Annotated in this window: 30 protein-coding genes and 4 tRNA genes; 24 read left to right on the top strand and 10 right to left on the bottom strand. The window is 52.8% G+C overall.

The annotated features are described in order from the left end of the window. Positions 1 to 66: 66 nt before the first annotated feature. From ACI0CA_RS10760 to ACI0CA_RS10725, 8 genes are all read right to left on the bottom strand, one after another. Entirely contained in the window at positions 67 to 384 is a 318-nt protein-coding gene (locus ACI0CA_RS10760) for a type II toxin-antitoxin system RelE/ParE family toxin (protein WP_308449907.1), read from the bottom strand. Then, a complete protein-coding gene (locus ACI0CA_RS10755; protein WP_308449906.1) occupies positions 368 to 655 on the bottom strand; it encodes a type II toxin-antitoxin system Phd/YefM family antitoxin in 288 nt (95 codons plus the stop codon). The genes ACI0CA_RS10760 and ACI0CA_RS10755 overlap by 17 nt, the downstream gene beginning before the upstream one ends. Positions 656 to 941: 286 nt before the next feature. Further along, entirely contained in the window at positions 942 to 2,015 is a 1,074-nt protein-coding gene (locus ACI0CA_RS10750; RefSeq protein ID WP_446806816.1) for a replication initiator protein A, read from the bottom strand. A gap of 86 nt (positions 2,016 to 2,101) precedes the next feature. Next, a complete protein-coding gene (locus tag ACI0CA_RS10745; protein ID WP_308449905.1) occupies positions 2,102 to 2,389 on the bottom strand; it encodes a septation protein SpoVG family protein in 288 nt (95 codons plus the stop codon). Next, positions 2,386 to 3,426 (bottom strand): ParB/RepB/Spo0J family partition protein, encoded by a 1,041-nt coding sequence (locus ACI0CA_RS10740; RefSeq protein WP_308449904.1) that lies wholly within the window; start codon positions 3,424 to 3,426, stop codon positions 2,386 to 2,388. Before ACI0CA_RS10740 ends, ACI0CA_RS10745 begins: the two co-directional genes overlap by 4 nt. After that, positions 3,423 to 4,193: a ParA family protein gene (locus ACI0CA_RS10735; RefSeq protein WP_308449903.1), complete on the bottom strand. Its 771-nt coding sequence runs from the start codon at positions 4,191 to 4,193 to the stop codon at positions 3,423 to 3,425. The genes ACI0CA_RS10740 and ACI0CA_RS10735 overlap by 4 nt, the downstream gene beginning before the upstream one ends. 117 nt (positions 4,194 to 4,310) lie before the next feature. Continuing rightward, a complete protein-coding gene (locus tag ACI0CA_RS10730) occupies positions 4,311 to 4,508 on the bottom strand; it encodes a type II toxin-antitoxin system YafQ family toxin (protein ID WP_308449902.1) in 198 nt (65 codons plus the stop codon). Further along, positions 4,509 to 4,781 (bottom strand): type II toxin-antitoxin system RelB/DinJ family antitoxin, encoded by a 273-nt coding sequence (locus ACI0CA_RS10725; protein WP_308449901.1) that lies wholly within the window; start codon positions 4,779 to 4,781, stop codon positions 4,509 to 4,511. It abuts the gene before it with no gap. Positions 4,782 to 4,969: 188 nt separating this feature from the next. On the opposite strand from ACI0CA_RS10725, the gene ACI0CA_RS10720 reads away from it, so the two are divergent. From ACI0CA_RS10720 to ACI0CA_RS10665, 12 genes are all read left to right on the top strand, one after another. After that, positions 4,970 to 5,046: transfer RNA gene (locus tag ACI0CA_RS10720), tRNA-Asp, on the top strand. Between the two features lie 5 nt (positions 5,047 to 5,051). Next, positions 5,052 to 5,127 (top strand) — tRNA-Phe (locus tag ACI0CA_RS10715). A 3-nt stretch (positions 5,128 to 5,130) separates the two neighbouring features. Beyond that, a tRNA-Gly gene (locus tag ACI0CA_RS10710) sits at positions 5,131 to 5,206 on the top strand. A 40-nt stretch (positions 5,207 to 5,246) separates the two neighbouring features. Next, positions 5,247 to 5,321: transfer RNA gene (locus ACI0CA_RS10705), tRNA-Cys, on the top strand. 19 nt (positions 5,322 to 5,340) lie between these two features. Next, entirely contained in the window at positions 5,341 to 5,595 is a 255-nt protein-coding gene (locus tag ACI0CA_RS10700) for a hypothetical protein (protein WP_446807003.1), read from the top strand. 109 nt (positions 5,596 to 5,704) lie between these two features. Further along, positions 5,705 to 6,397: a hypothetical protein gene (locus ACI0CA_RS10695; RefSeq protein WP_446806817.1), complete on the top strand. Its 693-nt coding sequence runs from the start codon at positions 5,705 to 5,707 to the stop codon at positions 6,395 to 6,397. Positions 6,398 to 6,594: 197 nt separating this feature from the next. Then, positions 6,595 to 7,161, top strand: coding sequence for a hypothetical protein (locus ACI0CA_RS10690; protein WP_446807002.1), 567 nt, complete (start codon positions 6,595 to 6,597; stop codon positions 7,159 to 7,161). Beyond that, positions 7,158 to 8,342: an antirestriction protein ArdA gene (locus tag ACI0CA_RS10685; protein WP_446806819.1), complete on the top strand. Its 1,185-nt coding sequence runs from the start codon at positions 7,158 to 7,160 to the stop codon at positions 8,340 to 8,342. Before ACI0CA_RS10690 ends, ACI0CA_RS10685 begins: the two co-directional genes overlap by 4 nt. Beyond that, on the top strand, positions 8,339 to 9,259 hold the full coding sequence (locus ACI0CA_RS10680) for a DUF6329 domain-containing protein (protein WP_446806820.1): 921 nt from the start codon (positions 8,339 to 8,341) through the stop codon (positions 9,257 to 9,259). The genes ACI0CA_RS10685 and ACI0CA_RS10680 overlap by 4 nt, the downstream gene beginning before the upstream one ends. Positions 9,260 to 9,315: 56 nt before the next feature. After that, a complete protein-coding gene (locus ACI0CA_RS10675) occupies positions 9,316 to 10,020 on the top strand; it encodes a hypothetical protein (protein ID WP_446806821.1) in 705 nt (234 codons plus the stop codon). A 2-nt stretch (positions 10,021 to 10,022) separates the two neighbouring features. Beyond that, the gene (locus ACI0CA_RS10670) at positions 10,023 to 11,369 is read left to right on the top strand and encodes a DUF4314 domain-containing protein (RefSeq protein ID WP_446806822.1); all 1,347 of its coding nucleotides are present in this window, start codon (positions 10,023 to 10,025) and stop codon (positions 11,367 to 11,369) included. After that, complete coding sequence (locus ACI0CA_RS10665) at positions 11,362 to 12,570, top strand: antirestriction protein ArdA (protein ID WP_446806823.1); 1,209 nt, start codon at positions 11,362 to 11,364, stop codon at positions 12,568 to 12,570. Before ACI0CA_RS10670 ends, ACI0CA_RS10665 begins: the two co-directional genes overlap by 8 nt. 45 nt (positions 12,571 to 12,615) lie before the next feature. On the opposite strand, the gene ACI0CA_RS10660 is transcribed toward ACI0CA_RS10665, so the two are convergent. Together ACI0CA_RS10660 and ACI0CA_RS10655 are read right to left on the bottom strand one after the other, a co-directional pair. After that, positions 12,616 to 12,837, bottom strand: coding sequence for a sporulation initiation factor Spo0A (locus tag ACI0CA_RS10660; protein WP_446806824.1), 222 nt, complete (start codon positions 12,835 to 12,837; stop codon positions 12,616 to 12,618). Between the two features lie 135 nt (positions 12,838 to 12,972). Then, a complete protein-coding gene (locus tag ACI0CA_RS10655; RefSeq protein WP_412392007.1) occupies positions 12,973 to 13,296 on the bottom strand; it encodes a helix-turn-helix domain-containing protein in 324 nt (107 codons plus the stop codon). Positions 13,297 to 13,513: 217 nt separating this feature from the next. Here ACI0CA_RS10655 and ACI0CA_RS10650 point away from each other — a divergent pair, with 217 nt between their 5' ends. The 12 genes from ACI0CA_RS10650 to ACI0CA_RS10595 all read left to right on the top strand — a co-directional run bounded on the left by ACI0CA_RS10650 (position 13,514) and on the right by ACI0CA_RS10595 (position 21,921). After that, complete coding sequence (locus tag ACI0CA_RS10650) at positions 13,514 to 13,852, top strand: hypothetical protein (protein WP_446806825.1); 339 nt, start codon at positions 13,514 to 13,516, stop codon at positions 13,850 to 13,852. Further along, positions 13,849 to 14,811: a DNA adenine methylase gene (locus ACI0CA_RS10645; RefSeq protein ID WP_446806826.1), complete on the top strand. Its 963-nt coding sequence runs from the start codon at positions 13,849 to 13,851 to the stop codon at positions 14,809 to 14,811. The genes ACI0CA_RS10650 and ACI0CA_RS10645 overlap by 4 nt, the downstream gene beginning before the upstream one ends. A 13-nt stretch (positions 14,812 to 14,824) precedes the next feature. Continuing rightward, entirely contained in the window at positions 14,825 to 15,343 is a 519-nt protein-coding gene (locus ACI0CA_RS10640; RefSeq protein ID WP_446806827.1) for a hypothetical protein, read from the top strand. Between the two features lie 30 nt (positions 15,344 to 15,373). Beyond that, a complete protein-coding gene (locus tag ACI0CA_RS10635) occupies positions 15,374 to 16,102 on the top strand; it encodes a DUF3849 domain-containing protein (RefSeq protein WP_446806828.1) in 729 nt (242 codons plus the stop codon). Positions 16,103 to 16,120: 18 nt separating this feature from the next. Beyond that, positions 16,121 to 16,483 carry a SpoVG family protein gene (locus ACI0CA_RS10630; RefSeq protein WP_446806829.1) on the top strand — a complete coding sequence of 121 codons (363 nt, stop codon included), beginning with the start codon at positions 16,121 to 16,123 and terminating at the stop codon, positions 16,481 to 16,483. Positions 16,484 to 16,516: 33 nt separating this feature from the next. Beyond that, positions 16,517 to 17,065: a YodL domain-containing protein gene (locus ACI0CA_RS10625; RefSeq protein WP_446806957.1), complete on the top strand. Its 549-nt coding sequence runs from the start codon at positions 16,517 to 16,519 to the stop codon at positions 17,063 to 17,065. Between the two features lie 121 nt (positions 17,066 to 17,186). After that, positions 17,187 to 17,462: a DUF6133 family protein gene (locus tag ACI0CA_RS10620; RefSeq protein ID WP_446806958.1), complete on the top strand. Its 276-nt coding sequence runs from the start codon at positions 17,187 to 17,189 to the stop codon at positions 17,460 to 17,462. Next, on the top strand, positions 17,462 to 17,866 hold the full coding sequence (locus ACI0CA_RS10615; RefSeq protein WP_446806830.1) for a prepilin peptidase: 405 nt from the start codon (positions 17,462 to 17,464) through the stop codon (positions 17,864 to 17,866). Before ACI0CA_RS10620 ends, ACI0CA_RS10615 begins: the two co-directional genes overlap by 1 nt. 13 nt (positions 17,867 to 17,879) lie before the next feature. After that, a complete protein-coding gene (cpaB, locus tag ACI0CA_RS10610) occupies positions 17,880 to 18,698 on the top strand; it encodes a Flp pilus assembly protein CpaB (RefSeq protein WP_446806831.1) in 819 nt (272 codons plus the stop codon). Then, a complete protein-coding gene (locus ACI0CA_RS10605; protein ID WP_278905194.1) occupies positions 18,695 to 19,501 on the top strand; it encodes an AAA family ATPase in 807 nt (268 codons plus the stop codon). Before cpaB ends, ACI0CA_RS10605 begins: the two co-directional genes overlap by 4 nt. Continuing rightward, positions 19,502 to 20,995 carry an ATPase, T2SS/T4P/T4SS family gene (locus tag ACI0CA_RS10600; protein WP_446806832.1) on the top strand — a complete coding sequence of 498 codons (1,494 nt, stop codon included), beginning with the start codon at positions 19,502 to 19,504 and terminating at the stop codon, positions 20,993 to 20,995. Beyond that, the gene (locus tag ACI0CA_RS10595) at positions 20,992 to 21,921 is read left to right on the top strand and encodes a type II secretion system F family protein (RefSeq protein ID WP_446806833.1); all 930 of its coding nucleotides are present in this window, start codon (positions 20,992 to 20,994) and stop codon (positions 21,919 to 21,921) included. Before ACI0CA_RS10600 ends, ACI0CA_RS10595 begins: the two co-directional genes overlap by 4 nt. The last annotated feature ends 3 nt before the right edge of the window (positions 21,922 to 21,924 follow it).

Genomic DNA, 21,924 nt, shown 5'->3' with positions numbered 1-21,924 from the left:
TAAGCCAATGTGCTTAACCGAGTGCAAGTCCATGAAAGTGACGATTATGCTCGGTTTATTTTCTTGTTACCGGATAAGCCAATTGTAATCCTGCCTGCAATCCACCACATAATCGGCGTAAACTATATCGTCTACTATCTGGAAGATTATCATATAGCGTTTTTCAAACGGAATAAAACGGTAGGCATTTCTGGGAATATATTCCCCTGTGAGCCACGGGCATCTCTGCGGCATCAGCTCTAAGAAATTTGCGGTCTTTTCAAACTCGATCGTGAGCTGTTCTGCCGCTTCTGGGCTGACCTGTGCCAGAAATGCGGCGTGGGAAACGAGCATCTGCGTTGCCCGTTCCGATACAATCATACGGTGTTTATTCTGCTGTTCCATGACCTGCCGCCTCCTTGATTGCACTACGCATCATCGCAGTGACTTCATCGACAGAGTAGCCTTTGCTTCCACGCATCCTGTCCTCCTCGACGGCAAGCAGCTCCTCACGGAGCTTTAACATCTTTTCCCGTCTGTTATAGGTTTCGATGTCCATAACCACCAAATCTCCCTCGCCGTTCTTGGTTAGGAAAACCGGCTCTGCGGTCTTTCTGCACATATCGGCAATCTCATTGTAGTTCTGGCGAATTGCTGCGGATGGACGAATATTCATAGCGACACCTCCTTGAATTGCAGCGGTAGTAACATTCTATCCATATTATACCCATTTCATGCAATGAAATCAACAGCACCGCAGAAAATTTGATTCTTCAGGGGTACTAAATAAGTGTATTCAACCGAGTGCAAGTCCATTTTATAGATTTAATAAGAGGGCTTAAAGATATATTTCGAAGAATTGCGTTTGATCAGGCCCACTACAACGAAATAGCTTGAGATTTGTCGAATTCTTGGGCACTGCCGCACAAATGCCGGCGCATTGCTTACGATAGGCTTCAAGATCATGTTCCATGTTCTGGGCTCCTTTCTTCGTTTAAGTAATCGAAAATATCGTATTTCTCGTAGAGTTTGATGTCAAACGAGGGCTTGTGTTCTTCCGGCGGCATAGCAAAAAACTGCGCGTAGAGATTACTCTCCGGCGCAGCTTGGGCGGCGTTGTACAGCAATGCAAGCAGATACCCTTTAGGTTTCCGTACATTGTTAGAATATTTGGTTATGCGGTAGACGGCCTGCAAATGCTCCGGCGTTAAGCTGTGCAACGCTTGGCATACTTGCGTGCTCGGAAGCACTTGCTTACCGATGCGGACAGTCGATAAGGGAGTAGTAGTAATTTCGCAGATCAAAGAGATGCAGGCTTTCGCGAAATCCTCCGGAACATCTGCATTCATCAAAAAATCAAAATTGCCATCGCTCTGACTGTCTGTCTTATTATACTCAGTCTTATTATACTCAGTCTTATTATACTCAGTCTTATTAGGTGCGGTTTTACAGAAGTCAAGACTGCGGTTTTTCAGTACTCTTGACTGCGATATTTCCGCACTCTTGACTTCGGATTTTCCGCAGTCCGGAGTGCGGTTTTTCAGAAGTCCGGACTGCGGAATTTCAGTACTCCGGAGTGCGGTTTTTCCGCGCTCCGCATAATCACTGGGTTTTTCAGGACTTTCAGGCTCTTGCTCACCGTTTTCTTCGTCTTCATCTTCAAAATCGATACTCATTTCTATGAGTTCAGAATTATCGGGGTAGCGCAGGTAGAGGCGATTTGGCTGATTTAACCCTTGCCGGACTTCATCGAGCAGGTTTACGGATTTGAGCTCCTTAATAATTTTTTGCACTTTATCCTTTTTGCACCCAAGCAGTTTTTCCATTTGTTCACGCTTAAAGTAGAGGTAAGCTTCACCGTTATCGTCGATCCACTTATTTGTAATGCTCAGCTGTACGCGATCTCGCAAGTAAGTATACAGTAGGATTGCTTCGTTGCTGATTTCTGCCTCTACGCGAAGCGCCACAAGCCATTTCGGGAGTTGATAAAACTGCGTGCTGTGCGCATCAGATAGGGTGTAACGCTTAGTGTTCATTTAGAGACCTCATCGTATATGTTTTTAAGTACTTTTCTGTATTTTATGAAAATCTATCAAGAGAGTATATACAATTCTTCAAAAGTTCAAAAACCGGAAGTACTTCCGGCTTTTCTCAGTTCTTCTTTATATGCGGATAGCACAGCTTGTTCGATGCGTTTGTGTGCTATGGGGTTCATTGGCTTAAAAGCAAAGATTTGGCGGCGCTTGCCTTCGCGTTCGGCCAAATGCGGATATAAGACTTGTAACCCACCGTCTGCTCGTCTGGTGATGCGCACACCGTTTAAGGTGTACGCATTATCCAGAACCAAACTGACGTAGCCAAGGTAATAGCCACTGCTCGGAATAGTAACATCGACTTTTGTAACTCTCATTTTGCATCCTGCCTTTCCGGGCAAAGCTCTCCGTCTCGGTACAGCTTGCGGATCATGGTGTCTGCCTCGTTATAGGTGTAGGCTGCAATCGTCTGCATTGCACCGTTTTGTAAAATAAGCTTTGATGATGTGCATTCATAACTGCCATTAAAATGCTTCATAATTAAAGTGCCGCCATGATAGCCGTATTTGGGTTTTAATATATCTTTCACGGCTTCCTGCGGTGTAGGCATCATCTCAACATAATAATCTAACAGATCTTCGCAGTTCCAAATATACCCACTCATGATGACTTTGCGGAGCAGGTCTTCGCGCATTTCCGGGCTTAGAGAGCTCTTTGTGCTTTCGGTCTTGCTCGAAAAAGCGGAAGTACTTCCGCTTTTTGTGGCGTTTGCTACTGTCGGCTGCGTTGCTTTGGCGGCTCGCTCGACTGCGATATTCTGTGCTTCGCCAAATTTGAGCGTTCCGGCAGCAAGATCAACCTTTTCGGGCTCGGTAAGCTGTTCCGACATTGTGCGGTAGGTGCGGACTTGCCGGTCAGAGACATGCATCAGTTCGGCGACACCCTTTTGTATGCCACCTTTAAATTCACCGGATGCCTTTAGCTCATTCAGCAACTCTCGGTATTCTTCATAAAGTGTTAGCTTTTGCTCGGCCGTGTAATCGCGTCCGCCGTTTGCGATGTGCAGCATGAGTTGTGCACGTCCGGCCGAAACGCCTTCAAAAATTCTGCACGGGATTTTGTCCCAGTGTAGGTACTGTGTGATGGCGCGGTATCTGCGTTCACCGGAAAACAGCTTGTAACGATTGCCGGACTGGATCACACCGAGAGGATTCAGCAAACCGACGGTTTCAATTTGGTCTGCTAAGTCGCGGATGCTGTCATTCGTGTCGTTTGCGGCGTATGTGTTTTTGTTTGCAAAGTCGATCAAGGAGACGTCGATCAGCTCATCACGTGCAATACCGGCATTTTCGTTGGCCAGTTCCTTAATGGTGCTCAAACCGGCATTGATGTTTCCAAGATTTAGCTTTTTCATTTCTCGACCCTCCCGATGATTTCGTTTACGACCGCTTGGTAATCGATATTACCGTTGCAGTGCTTTGCATATGTATTGATAGGCTCGTGCGCGTTGATGGCGCGGCTCAAAGTGATGTTCTTACGCACGGTTGCGCTGAAAAAAGGAATGACGTCCTGCGATTGCAGGGCGTCACGGTAAATGGCTTTTGTTCCGTTTTTTTCATCCATGATAATTAAGCCGCCAAGTAACCGGAGGTGCGGATTGATCGTTCTGCGAATTTCAATGAGACTTTCGGCTTTGATGCGTAAGCTGTGCAGTGCAAATTCGTCCGGGATCATCGGGATCAAGATGTAATCTGCATAGCGCTGTACGTTTTCGAGAAGCTTATAGCCTTGCGGCGGACAATCTATAATAATGTAATCGTAGTCGCTCTCAATCGGTGTAAGGAGCTTAGAAAGCAAATCGTTGTATGCTCTGCCGCGAAGTTTATATTCTGTGAGCATTTCTTCGAGCCTCATCGATTTAGTGTTCGATTTCAATACATCCACACCAAAAACGGTTTTTACTATGGCGTCATTCACCGGCCAAACACCGGTGATGGCGTCATATAAGGACGGATCATCGGCATTATACAGACCATAGTACATGGTTGCGTAGCTCTGCGGATCAACGTCCGCAAGCAACACACGGTAGCCGCGTTCGGCGAGGATGGCCGAAATGTTGACGGCACTTGTGGTTTTTCCGCAGCCGCCTTTTTCGTTTGTGATAGCAATTTTAATTGACATGTAAATGTCCTCCTGTAATAAAGTCTCCGCATTGCTATACGGGTAAAATATAAAAAACCGGAAGTACTTCCGGTTTTTGGCTAAATGGAAAAAGCAGAGCTCATGTGGAGTTCTGCTTTAATGATGAGAGATTAAATTTTCAAAATATCGGAATGGGAACCTGTATCCACATCCATGATCCCGATATTTTGAGTCGAGTTGCTTACCTTGACGTAGTGTATCGACAACTTCATCAAGGAGCGACAAGTCTAAACCACGCTTTTTCATAAGCTTATAACTCTTTTTATAAGCATTGGTAAATTTAACTGTATACACTTAATCTTCCAATGCCTTTCTCAATTCATCCATGGTCTTGTACCCTTCAATGTTGGGGTTTTGAGAAATGCGTTTAGCTTCTTCCATGGCATCCAGTGTTTTTTGATTGAATTGTGGCATTTCAACACTAAACGGAAGACCTCCACGAAGAATGCATTGATGAAGAAAAATGTTTACTGCACTTGACATATCAAGCCCCAGATGGCTAAATAAATCATTTGCTTGTTTTTTTACATCAGAATCAATACGAATTTGAGTAGGTGCAGTTGCCATATAATCACTACCTTTCAATGAAATTATATGCTGTTTGGTATACACTGTCAAGCAAATTGTCAATATTATTTGTATCTTGCTTGCTTTTATTCAAATTTATAAAACGACAACAGCAATCCCACAAAACGAAGCACCTGCCTTACAAGCAGGGGGTCATAGGTTCGAGTCCTATTGTCCCCACCAAATGTGGCCCGGTAGTTCAGCTGGTTAGAACGCTAGCCTGTCACGCTAGAGGTCGACGGTTCGAGCCCGTTCCGGGTCGCCACATTTGCCTCTGTAGCTCAGTTGGTAGAGCAGGGGACTGAAAATCCCCGTGTCATTGGTTCGATTCCGATCGGAGGCACCATATGCGGACGTAGCTCATCTGGTAGAGCGCCACCTTGCCAAGGTGGAGGTAGCGAGTTCGAGCCTCGTCGTCCGCTCCAAAAGAAAAAGACGCTGAAGTTAAGGCGTCTTTTTCAAAATGGTGACATAGCCAAGTGGTAAGGCGTGGGTCTGCAAAACCCTGATTCCCCGGTTCAAATCCGGGTGTCACCTCCATATTAACTAAACGGTATAGATGCGTCTGGCGAAAAGCCAGGCGCATCAACCGTTTCCGGGCTTTTTCGGGCCCGGATTTTTTCTTTCAAACCATAGATGCAAATCGCTGTTTCAGAGCGTCTGCCCCGATTCGAACCGGGCACTTTCTCCCTTCTGGCAGATACATTCAGCCAGCGCCCTTTTTGAGCGGCGATTTTTCCGGCTGGCAGCGGTATTTTTCTCAAAAAAGAATCATAAAGATTTGGGCGTCGTTTTGTTGGTCCTGACGGACTAAGAAAGCGGCGCCCTTTTTCATTTCAAAAAGGGCGCTGGTCGCAGCGCCTGCATTTGTAGGTCGGAGCATGATCGCTCCGGCTTTATTTTTTATGCATGGGAGGAGCTATATGAGCATCAGCGCAGAAGAAAAGGTCTGTTACCTCAGAGAAGCAGCAATCGTCCTTGCCAAGGAGGGGTTCCAGTTGGACGAAGTTCACACTGACAGGCTGTGTATCCTGCTTGACGGTTCGCCGCTTTGTGAAGTAACTGAGAGCGGCGGTGTTGCCTACCGCAATGAGGATATTGACGAGCCGGAGCGAATCGCCGCCAAGGACAAGGTGTATGAGATTGTCAGAACCACAGCGGAATATATGCGCCAGATGGAGACAGCGCCCGCTTTGAAAGCCGACGGTCTGGAGGACGGCTACAAGGTGTTGGCAGATTTCAATGGCATCGTGCTGGCCGGTATCCAGAGCAAATATGGTGCCCAGTTCGTTACTTGGGACTGGAGCTTTGACCGCAAGGGCGTATGTCATGGTCATTACTACACCGGTCTATATTCGTCCGGCAACTATGACGCGGCGAAGCGGGACTTTGCCGTTCGCTCCGGACTGATCCCCAAGCAGCAGCTCTTCCGGGAGGAGCAGCTTATTGAGATCTATCGCTGCTGTACGGACACCCTGCAGGGCGGTTTTGAACTGTCATACGATCAGGAAAAGACGATTCAGGAGGTACGAAAGCAGATCGAGGAGTGTCTGCCTGACATCATGGAGCGTATCCAGCAGCAGGACGCGGAACCGACGCAGGGACAGACAATGTAATATCAAACGGTAGGGCCGGAGTCTTTGCAATAAGATTCCGGCCTTTTTTCATTTCAGAAAGGAGTCCACTTATGCCGCGCTATTTCATGCGAGACACGCCGCTGCAGGCGCTGGAGCAGTTGATGATGTCTCAGCCCGGTCAAAAACCCAGAGGCGGTGGGATATACCGCAGCCCATTCCATTACACGCCCAAAGATGTGGCATGCGAATACTGCCAGAACTATGTCCGCAAGCATCCGTGCCGCCTGTGCGAATGCACCTGCCTGGAGGAACGGATCGAAGCAGGCGTACTGGAGTTGAATTCGTTCGTGAGGGACTGCTTCGCACCCTCTATGGGATCGCAGCTCCGAAAACGGATGCGTCAGCAATTCAGAGAAAGAAAGGTTCGATTCTTCCTGTCCGATGCCCACCGGCGAAGATGGACACACTGGCGAGAACGCTGCTGGCGCTTGTCCGACCGGAACAAAGCCGCCCTCTTCCTGCTCACGGCGTATGAGAGCCTTTGGCGCAGGATGGTCTGGAAATGCGGGAACGACGGCTTTGACTTCCAAAGCGTCTGTCTCGGAGGGATCGAGCCGGAGCTATACAGCGTCTACCAGGCGGCAAAGGCCATTGCGGTCGGCTGCTGCAATATCACTCTTGCAGACCTTGCATCTCCGGAACTGGTCACAGATGAGGCGTTCCACCTGATCACCGGCGCACTGCTGATGGCCAAGTACGGAGATGTGGTTTTGAATTTGGAAAAAGGAGTTGACGAAACATGATGATACAAGCGGTGCTCGGCAATCCGCATCATCCGGAATACGGTGTGGCAACTATCCCGTTCCCCATCCCCCATGACCAGTACGCACACTGCATGGAACTCCTGGAGGCTCTGGAGATTGGCGATGCAGTCAAAGCCGACTGCCAGGTGCAGGAGATCAACAGCTTTTACTCTGTGCTTAAGCGCACGGAGATGCTTACGGTCAATGTGGAGGAGCTGAACTACCTCGCCAAACGGCTGGATAGCTTTGATACCGGCGAAGCCGCACAGTTTCAGGCGATGGCCCACAAGCTGGAGCTTTTTGAACTGAAGGATCTGATCAACCTGACCTTCTGCTGCCAACAGGCCACCGTCATTACGGATTTTTCTGACCTCGCTGTCATTGGGCGGGACCACTACATGAACCTGCACGGCGGCAGCGCAAGCGTGGATGAGTTGAACAAACTGAATGGCGAGGAAACCGCTCGGCAGCTCATTGAAAACGGCAGCGGCACGATCACTCCCTACGGCGTGGTCTACGACAACGGCATGAAGCTGGAACAGGTCTACGACGGCCGGTTCTTCCCCTGCTACTACTATGAGCCGAACGCCATCACCGTTGCGGTGACCTCCAAAACCGAGCCGGAGGACACAGAATATATCACATGGCTGTACCTTCCCATGGCGCAGGAGGAGATCGACCGAGCTCTCCAGCGTGCGGGCATCGCGGATCCTGCGGATGTCCGGCTTCGCTTGGAGGATACTCAACTGCCGGATGAAGTGGATGTGCTGCTGGATATGGAACAGGAAAACCTTGCGGACCTCAATGCACTGGCACAGGCAGCGGATGAGTTATCCTCGGATGACATGAAAAAGCTGGGCGCTGTGATAACGCTGGCAAAGCCGCAGAATGCAGAACAGGTCAAGAATCTCGTGGAGAATCTCGACCTGTTCGATTTCGCTCCCGGCGCACATTCCCCGGCAGAGTATGGGAAGTACATGATCCAGCGGTCCGGTCACTTCGACTACGATGAGAATTTGGACGAGTTCTACGATTATGAAGGCTACGCTCTGCAGCGCATGAATGAGGAGGACGGAATGTTTACAGGCAGAGGCTATATCGCCTACAAAGGCTATACCAGTCTGGCGGAGATCATGGATGGCAGTCAGAGTAGTCACATGGAGATGGGAGGTATGGCATGATCATTCAGGCAGAACTGAGGCGAAAGCAGTCTGAATATGAAGGCGAAGCCTGTGTCGTGGATAAGGTCATCGAGCTGCCCGCCCAACGGTTTCGGCAGTTCAGCCGTGCGCTGCTGGCGGACTATGATTTCATCGCAGAGAACAAAAATGCTATCCGGCACGATGATGGTGATAGGCACTGCCTGCTCATCCTTGATGCGGAAGGAACGGACGGTTTTCTCGTTGATCCGCAGGGCTATAACTACGCCCGCTACAGCGCCTTTGTCCCGAATGCACGCAGCCTGCTGACTCCGGATATGTCAATCGACCACAGTTATCTCTCACCGGCAGAGCCTTGGAGGGACGAGAGCCGGGATGAAATGCTCCTCATGACATTGCACGTCAATGAAAAACCGGACTACACCCTCGTCCTCCCAGCTGACGAGAAATACCTCGATGCTGTGAAGGCTTACCTTGATATCGATGTTTTTGCGGATGTGATGCTCCGTGATATTCGTTTCAAGGTACCTTATATTGGAGAACTGATCTGCGACACGGATTGCCCTGCCGTAGAGGATTACAACGACTTTGCGGAAGCATTGGAAGGCATCTGGCAGAAGGACGGGATGCTTCTGACCTATGCCGCTGTGTTGGATGCCGAGAAGCCGGAAACTTTGCGCGGAGCTTTAGAGCTCCTGCAGAATCTGGATAACTACCAGCGCATCGTAGATACCTACGGCTATGGTCAGCAGCGCTTGCAGGAAACGCTGGGACTGGACGATGAGGCCGTCCGCGAACTGGAAGGTTACATGGACTTTGAAAAGTATGGTACTGACTGCATGGAAAATGACCATGTGGTAGAAACGGAGTTTGGTCGGCTGCGGCGTTTAGAGTCACCTTTTCCCGAACAGACACAGGGACAGCAAATGTTTCAGTAGCTATTACTGCCGATGTGTGCTATGTTGTGTAGCTATACCATAAGAAAGAGGTGAAAATGATGGAAAATATGAGCAGATTCCATATCCGTCCGGCCCGCCCAGATGAGGCGGGCCTATTTTATACTCCGCACCCCGAAGAAGATAAGCGGCGGGGTACTATCGGCCATATCCGCATGGACTTCGGTCGCAGCGGAAATGAGTTCTGGCATACCTGGTGGCCGAGGGGTCCGGAGGAGCTGAACAGCCCTGCGTTCAAGGCCGAGCTTCAAGAAGTCGTTGACACGATGCGGGAGGACGTCCTGAAAAGCCGTTTCGCCATGGAGCGATTCTGCTATGACCACGGCGGCAAAATCACCGGAGGCTATGTGCAGAACTACGGCTACATCGTGGAAACCGAGCATTACCGCTACTGCCTGCGCTGCAATCCGTCCCCTGGTGATTATAACGGGTATCTGACAGCCTATGATCTGGATGTCCAGCGGCAGAACATGGCACAGGAAAAGTCGCTGGTGGGCCGCGTCACTTATGCCAATGGCGATGCACAGGACTTTACCGATACCGAAGCCTTCCTGAAATGTATGCAGGAAGAGCTGCCATACCGCCCGACCACAGGCTTTCGGTATGAGGTGCTGACCGACGATCCCACCGTCCGCACGGCTGTGGATGATATCGTCTTCGACCTCTACGGCGAGGAAAATCCCCGCCAACAGGAAGATTACGAGCTGCAGCCCGGCCCCAATATGACGCTGGGAGGGATGTGAACATGGAGAGATCGGATAAGCAGAGAAAGCCTGTTGCAGTCAAAAATCTCGCTGAACTGAAGCGCTTCATCCAACCTGGCGTAGAGTTTAAGACGCTCAGCCAGAAAAATCACCCTGATCTGGTGGGGCTGACCCGTGTCGTGACTACGGTGCAGACAGTATGCTTCTATTCTAAAATCAAAGATCAGCCCAACAGCCGCTTTTCGACCGATAACGGCGGCAAGGGTTTCCGAACAGATTTCGCCAAAGCCGATGCCTATATCTTCGACGGGACGACGGTCAAGGTAAAGGATTTGCGGAACAAAGACCGCGGCGTGATCTATGAATTTGAATTCTACGACGGAGAACAAACCATGCAGGAGGACACGAATATGGACAGAAAAATGGTGAATTTCATCAAGGAACAGTATCCGCCTGGTACCCGCATCCGCCTCAATTCTATGGAGGATCCCTATGCCCCCATTACCCCCGGTACGGAGGGCGAGGTGGACTTCGTGGATGACATCGGCACGATCCACATGAAGTGGGATAACGGCAGGGCGTTGGGAATCGTCCCCGGTGAGGACAGCTTCTCAGTGCTGCCGCCCAAGCTGACCACCTTGAAGCTGTATATGCCCCTGACTGCGGATTTCTATGAGAGAAGCGAGTACGGGGATCTGGAACCGGAGAGTAGTGAACTGGATGGTCATGCACTGCGAGGCTATCAGGATCAGATCATGGCCGAGCTGGTCAAGAATCGGATGCCGGAGGAAACCGAGCGCGGTCTCATGCATTGGTACCACGAGGCTGATAGCGTGAATACCAAGGTCCACTCTGCGGTCTTTACCGTAGAGGAGCGTGACCGAAAGCTCTGGGGTGTTGCGGAATGCCGCATCGCCGGTGAGCTGAGTGCGGCGGAGATGGATACCCTGAAAGAGTACATCGCCGGACAGGCATCAGATGGCTGGGGAGAACACTTTGAACAGCAGGCGATTCTCGTGGATGGCGGAAGTGAGCTGTATGTCCACCTCTGGAATGCGGATGACTGGGGCATCCAAACGGAACAGGAACGCCTTGCACCGAAGCTGGCGGAGGGACTGCCGGAGCTGTGCTTCTCGGTACTCCCCAGCACAGGAGAACTGATCTGCATCAAACGCGGCGAGAACGGTTACTACCCCAGCGACTGGTCTACGGATGATTCTGCCCAGAACCGTGAGCTGGCCGATTATAACAACGAGCGGCTTGGTGTGACACAGGCGCAGCGGTTGGCCATGGAGTGCGGAAGCATGCACGGCTGGGATATCCCCGGTGCGGATCCCTTCTCCTATCAGCAGGCCGAGCCGCAGATGGGAGGGATGAACCTTGGCTAAAAAGATATTCGGCATCTACCTGGCAAAACTGGACGCACCCAACAGTGAGGCCCACGCAAGGCTGGAACTGCCCGCTTCCCCGTGGGAACTGCACGATGCAATGGACAAGGTGCAGCTTCAGGAGAACGAGGAGCTGTATCTGGAGATCGATGACTACTACGGCTTCGAATATCTCGCCCCTCACCTGATGGAACTGGATGCCAGCCTTAATGAGCTGAACGATCTTGCAGGTCAGCTGGCTGTGCTGGATGAAACGGAGCAGGAAGCCTTTGACGGCCTGCTTCGTCTGGAGATCCAGAGAAAGGTAGAAACCAACGGCGGCATCCTCACCATGCAAGACATGAAAAATCTGGCGGTCAGCGCCGGTGCGGATTGCTGCCATGTGGTCGGCGCAACCAGTGACGCAGAGCTGGGCCGCTTCTATGCGGAAAACGGCTTCGTGGAGGAACTGGACGGACTCTCCGACGATGTGTTCGAGATGCTGGATTTTGGCAAAATCGGCAAAGCCCTGCGTACCGGCGAAAACGGCATATTCACACGGAACGGCTATGTGGTGCAGCACAGTGAACTGGTCACCGCACCGCCCTGCGCCAAGGAACTTCCCGAAAAGCCGGAATACCTCTTCCGTCTCACCCTTGGCCTGCATCCCGACCTTGAAGATGACCGGACCGTTACGCTGGAATTGCCTGCGTCTGCTGAAGCATTGAGGAATGCACAGAAGCAGATCGGAGCGGACGGCTGGGAGGGTGTCGTGGTTCTCGACTATGACGGGATCATCCCACAGGCGGCAGAGTTTGCCGATCTGCCAATGGAGATGGATGCCTTCAACGATTTTGCGGAATCTGTGAAGGCTATGCCTTCCCGTGAAAAGCAGCTTCCAAAGCTGAAAGCCCTGCTGGAACATTTCGAGGTAACGAATCTGACTGCCGCCGCGAGCCTTACCGAGCATATCGGAGATTACATCCTCACGCCGGAGATCAGTTCGCCGCAGGAGGCGGCCATTGATGAACTGAACTTCACAATGGATGCCCACTCGGCAGAACTGCTCCTGCCTTATGTAAATCTCTTCGCCTACGGGAACGAGATCATCAAGGATGACAATGCCGCACTTACCTCCTACGGTCTGCTGCATCGGGAGGACTATCAGCCGATGCAGACGCCGGTGCAGGAAACTCAAGAACAAGCAATGACGATGGAATAAGCAAAGGACCTAATCGAGCCACTATGGAAATGCGTAATGCCGTTTTTAACGACACTGACTTGCAACATATGTAATGAAATCCTCCGGCGTGAGTGTGTCGCCAGCACGAGGAATCGCGTTCCATCTTTTCTGTATGGCAGGGTCTGGATTACACATCGCCGCTATCATCGCCAGCCGAATCTCTTTCCGCACTTCTTCCACGGTAGTATGGTTTTTGTGAGCCACTTCTCGCAGTGCTGCTTCGGCGCAGATGTTCTTTCTCTTCATAGAATCACTCCTTGCTATTTTTGAACGGAAACCGTTCTTTTAGAACCACAATAGCACAGGAGCTTTGAAAGAAATCGTCGAACCCTGCCGAAAAAAATAGAGGCTTGCAAAAAATGCAAACCTCTGTGCTAATTATCATTTCAACTCTGCAATCAGGGCATCCAGTACGTTCATTACCTTACGCTGTCCTTCTGGAGAAAGCGTCTTAAGTCGTTCGGAGATTTCCGTGGCATGAAGCATTGTTGCCGTGTTCAAGTCATCTTGAAGGAGTTCATCTGTTCCAACATTGAGTGCATTGGCGATGGCGACCAACTTCTCCAGTTTTGGAGCCTTCACGCCTCGCTCTACTACACTCATGTGATCAACGCTGTAATCTACAGCGGCGGCGAGCTCTTCCTGTGTCATGCAGGCTTTTTCACGGGCTGCTTTGATTCGTTTTCCCAACGCTATCTGGTCCATACAGTAGTCTCCTTTAGAACGGTATCCGTTCTTAAAGTATATGGGAGATGCGGTATGTTTCACAGGAGCATATAGAACGCCGTCCGTTCTAAACGAACGGGACGGATAAAAAATATCACAGCAAGGGGCCGTTTTTCCGGATGGGGAAAAGCGGCCCCTTCTTTTTGCGCTCATTTTGTCTCCTGTTCCGGGATAACGGCTCCGGAAAGGAGGAACTATGGCAATCAATGAAGCTCTTGCGAAATACCTTAAACACTATCACAAGGGCGAGGCAAATGCCGTCACCAGCCGAGAGTTGGAGTGCAGCTTCCAAATGCGTGGTTCTGAGCTGCGCCGTGAGATCAACGCCCTGCGCGGTGACGGTATTCCCATTTGTAGCTTTGAGGGCGGCTACTATTACGCCGCCACTGCCGAGGAGCTGGAGCGCACCATCCGGCAGCTCCGCAGCCGAATCAAGAAAATCGCATTTGCGGAGCGTGGCCTGTCCAGTGCTTTGCCGGACTATGTTGACACCGGTCAGCTTTCTCTCCCGCTGGATGGGGGTGATGTCCCTTGAACAGCTGTATCCCCTGGGTGGGCGGCAAGAGCAAGCTGCTGTGGATCATCAACAAGATGGCGCCAGATCACTACAGCCGTTTCATCGATGTCTTTGGCGGCAGCGGCACGGTGACCATGAGCCGACCTATCCAACAGGGCTGTATGGAGGTCTACAACGATTTCAACAGCAATTTAACCAACCTGTTCTGCTGCGTGAAAAACCGGCCCTTAGCGCTGCTGGCGGAACTGGGCTTCCTGCCTCTGAATACGCGGGATGATTTCAATGTCCTGTACAAGTTCCTCTCCAAGGGCGAGATCACAGATGACTACCTGCAGGAGGAAATGGAACTGACCGAGATCCTGCTCAAACCGCCCGAGGCCGAAGCCATCCGCACTCTTCTGCTGGAGCGTGCTCCCCGCGGAGATGTCCGCCGCGCCGCAGATTTCTTCAAACTGGTTCGGTACAGCTTCAGCGGCAGTTCTAAATCATTCGGAGGTAAGCCCTGCGACATCCGCCGCTTCTTCCACCTGATTTGGGAGTGTTCCCGCCGGCTGGCGAATGTCATTGTGGAGAACAAGGACTTCGAGGATGTCATCCGCCAGTATGACCGGGGCGATGCGTGGATCTACTGTGACCCGCCGTACTTTGAGGCCGAATGCTATGAGGTAGCCTTCCCCAAGGAAAATCATCAGCGTCTCCATGATACGCTTCTGAACTGCCAAGGGTATGTCATGTTGTCCTACAACTACTGCCCGTACATTTGTGAGCTGTATCAGGAGTTCTACATTTTCCGTGTTGTGCGCCCCAACAGTATGTCCCAGATGGCAGGCAGTGAATATGAGGAAGTCATCATCACCAACTATGATCCTCGCAAAGCCTGCTGGCAGCTCAGTTTGGAGAGCCTGCTGAACTGCGGCAGTGAGGCCAGATATGAACTGATCCATGAGCCAGAAAGACCAATCAAAACGACAAATTAAAGGAGGGTCCCTCATGAATTTTATGAAATACCCCACGAAGAACGATATCAGCATTTCCAATGCCGTTCTGAAGCTGGCCAAGCTCCAGAATGCGGAAAGGCTGGAGCTCACAGCGGCCACGGGCGCAGTCATTGTGACCAGCGGCAGGATGACAGCGAAGGAGCTCCTCAGCACAGTACAGTCGCTGACTGGGCGAGCTGCCGAGCTTATGACCTTGCTCTGTCTCACCTGTGGCGACTGCACGAATTGCAGCGAAGAATGTGCGTACCGAGATAAGTCAATCACCGAGCTGATCCGCCCCGCTGTGGTTATTCCTGATTGGGCACGGCAGGATGCCGGATTGGCTGGCGATGCCAAACTGGACTGCTATGTGGATGAGGATTCCGGCGAGATCAGCGTGTGCGAGGCAGATTATGAGCACGACCTCTCCGATGTGCCGCCCGAGCTTCTGCTCGCTCTGCATCAGTGCGGCTGCTGCCTGTCCGCGCTGGAGGATGCGCTGATGGAGGACAATGTCATCTACGATAAGTGATGCGAAAAATACAGGAGGAAGAACAGTAAAGTGAACGAAACCTATCTCTACCCCTACTCGGTACAGGAGGCTAAGAAAAGAAATCAGCTCCCCATGTGGCGAGAGAGCTTCCATGCCAATGTTGCCTGCCGGAATGCCATCGAGGAGACGATCCGTCAGAACTTCGACGGGATGCACCTGAAGAAGGACTGCCTCGAACCTGTGCTTGCGGAATATGGCTACAAGCGCACGGAATGGGTACTGGCCACCACCCTGCAGGAGCTTTCCTGGGACGGGCGTTTCAGCAGAGCAAACAAGCAGTGGGCGGCGCGGCGATATATTCCGCAGGACGAGCGGCACAATGCCGAGATCACCGTCCGAAGTCATCCCGCCATACTGGATGGCTTCGTAGACCTCTATCGGGAAGCCTATCAAAAGCTGGGACTGTTTGGCCCGGAACATTGCGTTGGTGACCGTGCCGAGCAGGATTACATCGGCAAGGTGCTGGTACTCAGCCCCGATACGCTGAAAGAGTCCTGCTGGAGCCAAGAAAACCAGCTGTGGTATGCCCACGACGGCTTCGGATGCAGTCCCCACGCTATTGGGCGCTCGGTGCGCTGCACCTGTCTGAGTGACGGTGAAATGACCAGGTGGAACCGGGATGAGTTTGTCGGCGTGCTGGATGAGAAATTCCTGACCGATTGGGCCAAAGAGAGCTTGTCGCAGCTCCAGCAGGAAGAAGCCGCTGAATCCCCCGGTATGAACAACCAATCCATGTAACAGAAAGGAGAAAAATCTATGGCAGCAACGCAGAAGAAAAAACAGCAGGAAGTCCCTGCGCCCCAGGTCGAGGCGAGGATCGACCGCATGGTGGACGGTGACTACAAAACCAAAGCCTATGCCAGCGTTACCATCGCCGGCGCATTTGCCGTCCACGGTCTCCGTGTCATTGAGACGGACAAGGGCCGCTTCATCTCCATGCCCCAGGAGTCCTACAAGAAAAACGGCGAGACGGTGTATAACGACACCTTCCATGCCGTCACCGCCGAGGCCAGAACTGCGCTGGTGGACGCGGTCAACGACGCTTACGAACAGAAGCTGCAGGAACGCATGGAGCAGAGCGAGGACGCGCCCACGCAGGGCATGGAACAGCAGATGTAAGCGCCACGGTGTGATAGGAGGTGACGAGACTTGGTGCGATTCACCGTGGATAACCGAAATCGGCTCATCTTTTACGGCAATCCTGTGGGCTATGTGAAGGAGGATACCGCCGTGGTGGATGAAATGTTCCGAACGGACGAGCTCACCCAATATCTGAGCCGCATGAATCTGACGCCCCGTTGGGAGGACGGAATCTTTGACCGTCTCGTATCCGGCGAGGTGACCGGCGAAGAACCGGTGCAACCGCGAAAGGGCTGCCGCATCTGGCAGCTCAAAAAGGATGTGGATGTGGCGATGCGCTTCATTGGGTACGAAGATCAGGTGCGGAAGTTCGGAGAGCCGGATGCCGGGAATTACACGCTCGTATTCGACGGCGACCTCGGCACCAGCGATCTGGAGCAGATCTATACCATCTGCCGGGACGCTCCGCCTCCCGGATATCAGGGCTACCGAATGGCACTGTCGGATGTGGTGGAGCTGTACGACGATTCCGGCAGCGAATTCTACTACTGTGACCGGGTAGGCTTCCAGCCGATCCGGTTCGAGCAGAAGCAGGATCCATGCATCAATATGACCTTATGAGCCGGACGGGAGGTGACCGTCCGGCATTTTTGCCGTCTGCGCGGGGCCGCGGGCCTCCCGCGACACGCAAATGACCGAACTCACCAACAAAAAACTTTTGAATTTACAGGAGGAATATTTCATGAAGAAGTTCATCAAGAAGATCACCCATACCGCCAAGTCCGCTGCCACTTGCGTCAAGACCGCCGCGGTCAATTCCACGTCTGCCGTGCTTGCCTTCAACCACCGTGCCGTCTGCGGCAATGCCGGTGAGGGCTACATCGACACTGCCGTCAAGGTGCTGATCGCTGTTGTGCTGGGTGCGCTGGTACTGGCTGGCCTCTATGCCATCCTGAACGATACGGTCATGCCTACGGTAACCCAGAAGATCACGGAAATGTTTAGCTACAATGGCTGATGCACTGGGCGCAGGCAATCCTCTTCTGCGGCGGACTCATTTTCGCCGCAGTGGATGACCTGAAGACCCGGACCGTCAGCAACATCGTCTGCATCGTCATTGCTTTGGCGGGGCTGATCTCCATCAGCCCCGCCTCCCTTTTGGGAGCGTTGCTGGCAATGCTCCCGTTCTACCTCTGCGCAGGCTTTGGCCTGATGGGCGGCGGGGATTGGCGGTTAGCTGCGGCGGTAGGCTTTGTGTTGGGAGTTGGACGGGTACTCACGGGATTCTTTTTTATGGTCGCCGCGCTCCTGTTGACATCCCTTGTCATGCGTGCATTTCCGGCACTGCGGCAGAGCGCGGCGAAGAAGCAGCCGCTGGTGCCATACTTCGCAGTGGCTTTTATTCCCGCATACTTTTTATAAGGAGGAAAACGATTTGAAGATTTTTCGCAATCGCACCGTCATCGGTGTGCTGTGTATCCTGCTGGCGCTGATCATTTGCTTCGGTGTTACGCCGCTGTTCAGCCGCAGCGCCAGTGAGAAAACGGAGATCGTCCGTGTGACGAAGGATATCAAGGAAGGCGACGAGATCACCGCCGAGATGGTCCAGACGGTAGAGGTCGGCGCCTACAATCTGCCGCAGAATCTTATGACAGACAAGAAAGAGGTCGTCGGGAAATATGCGACCGCTGACCTGGTTGCCGGAGATTACATTCTCTCCAGCAAGCTCTCAGCTGTACCTGCGGCAGAGAATGCCTATCTCTATAATCTGGACGGCACAAAGCAGGCCATCTCCGTTACCATCAAGAGCTTTGCCACCGGCCTTTCCGGTAAGCTGGAAAGCGGCGATATCGTCACGGTCATCGTGGCGGACTATCAGGGCAAGGGCGAAACAGCCATTCCTCCGGAGCTGCAGTATGTGGAGGTCATCTCGGTAACCGCCTCCTCCGGATACGATGCCAACACCGGTGAAGTGGTGGATGAAAAGGAACTGCCCTCCACCGTGACACTGCTGGTGACCACTGAGCAGGCTAAGGTACTGGCGGAGCTGGAACAAGATAGTGAGCTGCATCTGGCGCTTGTGTATCGCGGAACGCCCGAAAACGCCGCTAAGTTCATTGCGGCGCAGGATGCCCTGATTGAGGAGCTGTACGCAGAACCGGAGCCGGAGAACAGTGGCGAAACCGCAGAGGGTACGGAATCTAAGGAAAGCGAGGGCGCGGAGCCTTCCGCGGAAAGTGAGGCCACCGAATGAATTTCCTGAAAGGCAGCCTCTTTCGCCGCAATACGGAGCCGGAGGAGCTGGAGCCGATGGAGGAGTCCGGAGGCGGCATCCTCGCCGTTTGGGGCAGTCCCGGCTGCGGCAAGACGGTAACAGCAGTCAAAATCGCAAAGCATTTGGCAGCCCAGAAGAAAAATACGGTGCTGCTCCTCTGTGATATGACCGCGCCTATGATGCCCTGCATTTGCCCTCCCTCGGAATTGGAGGTCGATAAATCCCTCGGCAGTATCTTTGCCGCTCAGCACATCTCCGTAAATCTCATCAAACACAATCTGACTACCCTCAAACGTCTGCCTCACCTGACGATGCTTGGCCTTCGTAAGAAAGAAAACGAGTACACCTATGCGCCCTGCACCAAGCAGCAGGCGGAGGAACTCATCCGCGGACTCCGTGAGATCGTACCCTATGTGGTCATTGATTGCTCCAGCTACATCGCAAACGACATTCTCTCCGCTGTGGCGCTGATGGAGGCGGACAGCGTTCTGCAGCTTGCCAGCTGTGACCTGAAATCGGTCGGATATCTCTCCAGCCAGCTTCCGCTTCTGGGAGAACTGAAATGGGACAAAGACAAGCAGTACCGGGTAGCATCCAACATCAAGCCCTTTCAAGCGGCAGACCGCATCGGTCAGGTGCTGGGCAGCGTAGTCTTCCGGCTGCCGTATTCGCAGGAGCTGGAGGAGCAGTATTTGGCCGGTGAGCTGCTGGCAGACCTCTCCATGAAGGACAGCCGCGCATTCCGCAAGGAGATCGACCGGATCTGTGAGGAGGTGTTCTGATTGCTTGGTGAAAGACGAAGCAACTCCCTGTTCGTCCCGGCCGCCCCCGCAGAACCGGAGAGAAATCCGGAACAGGCAGAGGTGCATGACATCTCCTTCGAGGAGCGCACCGGAAGGTCGCTTTTCGCGGAAACTGCAACAGCACCACGTGCAAGCGAACTCTTCTTTGCACCGCAGGAGAAAGGTGTCACCTTTGCGGAGGCACTCAGTCAGGTGCAGGGCTATCTCTCGGAAACCTACGCTACCCTCATCACAGAGGATAACTCGGATGCCAAAGAGCAGATGAAGCGCCGCATGGCACGGTATCTGCAGGAGAACCGCATTGCTGTGGATGGCATGACGGCCTCTGAACTGGTGGACGCTCTGTACACGGAAATGGCAGAGTACGGATTTTTAACCAAGTACATCTTCGCGGACGGCATTGAGGAGATCGATATCAACTCCTGGCGGGACATTGAGATCCAGTATTCGGACGGTCATACCGCCAAGCTGGAGGAGCATTTCGATTCGCCGGAACACGCCGCCAATGTCATCCGCCGTATGCTGCAGAACTCTGGCAAGGTACTGGACAATGCCAGCCCCATCATTACCTCCCGATTGGCAAAGAATATTCGTATCTCGGTCATCAAAACGCCGGTGCTGGATGAGGATGCCGGTGTTGCCGCATCCATCCGTATCGTGAATCCCAGGAATCTCAGCAAGGCGGACTTCGTGCAGAGTGGCACAGCCACAGAGGAAATGCTGGACTTTCTGTCCGCATGCCTGCGCTATGGCGTGTCTATCTGCGTGGCGGGAGCAACTTCCTCCGGCAAGACCACCGTGGCGGGCTGGCTCCTCTCCACCATCCCGGACCGCAAGCGTATCTTTACCATTGAAGATGGCTCTCGAGAACTCCAGCTCATCCGGGAGCGTGACGGGCGGGTGACGAACTCTGTCGTCCACACACAGACCCGCGACAGCGAGAATGAGCGCCAACGCATTGATCAGATCGCATTGCTGGATATTGCCCTGCGCTTCAATCCGGACATCATCTGCGTGGGCGAGATGCGCGGCCCAGAGGCCAACGCGGCGCAGGAAGCGGCTCGTGTGGGCATTGCGGTGCTGACCACCATCCACTCCAATTCCAGCGAGGGTACCTACCGCCGCATGGTGTCCCTCTGCAAACGCGCCGTGGACACCCCGGACGATACCCTCATGGGATATGTCACCGAGGCATACCCCATTGTGGTCTACTGCCGCCAGCTGGAGAACAAGCAGCGGCGCATCACCAACATCTCCGAATGCGAGATCCTGCCGGATGGAAGTCGCAGGCTCCACAAGCTCTATGAGTATCACATCACGGACAACCATCTTGAGGACGACCACTTCATCATTGAGGGCGAGCACCGGAAATGTGAGGAGATATCTGAAAGCCTGCGGCGCCGCTTTATTGAAAACGGGATGCCGCTTGGAGAGTTGGCACAATTCGTTCAAGGAAAGGAGGAAGATGAATGACTATGATCCAGCTGATCGCCTGCATCGGCATGATCGCAGGGCTTTTTATGGTACTGCATGTCTCGCCGCGGGAACTGAGCGACAGCCTCTTTGCCCGTTTGACCGCAGCTCCCGGCAGTATCCGTGCCGATATCAACGAGACGACCAGGCGAAAAAAGGCGGGGTTCCTCCGGCGTGAGATCACCGAGGCGCAGGCGGTCTTGGCAGCCTCCGGACGAGCAGATAGGTTCCCCATGGTGTGCTTTACATCTCTGCTCTGCTTTGCTTTGGGAGCCTGCATCGCCATTGCCGCAGGAAACGCTTTCCTTGTGCCGGTGCTGGCTGTTGGTTTGATGCTGACCCCGTTTTGGTATGTCAAGCTCACGGCAGGCAGCTTCAAAAAGGATGTGGCAGCAGAACTGGAAACTGCGCTGTCCGTCATTACTACGGCCTACCTGCGTACCAAGAACTTTCAGCAGGCCGTGGAGGAGAATGTCCGTTACCTGCACCCTCCGGTGCAGGAGGTGTTCCAGCGCTTTCTGATGCGCATCAAGCACATCGACCCGGATATGGACGCGGCGCTTGTTGACCTGAAAGCCGCCATCGACAATGAGGACTGGCGGGAATGGTGCGATGCCGTAATGGCTTGTCAGACAGACCAAAGCCTGACAAGCATTCTGACGCCCATCGTCAGCAAGCTGTCAGATATGCGGGTGGTCAATGCGGAACTGGAAAATCTGGTGTTTGGTCCCCGCAAGGAGTTCATCACCATGGCAATCCTTGTGCTGATCAACATTCCGCTGGTGCGCTTCATCAATAAGGACTGGTATCATACGCTGGTAGCCACCATCCCCGGTCAAATGGTCATCGCTGTCTGCCTTGCCGCTGTGTTCGTGTCCTTCGCATTCGTCGTGAAGCTGACGCAGCCCATTGAGTATCGGAGGTGAGAG

The organism is Hominenteromicrobium mulieris (genome assembly GCF_046197855.1).
In the GTDB taxonomy this organism is placed as follows: domain Bacteria; phylum Bacillota; class Clostridia; order Oscillospirales; family Acutalibacteraceae; genus Hominenteromicrobium; species Hominenteromicrobium mulieris.
This window is presented reverse-complemented; position numbering and strand designations above follow the sequence as displayed.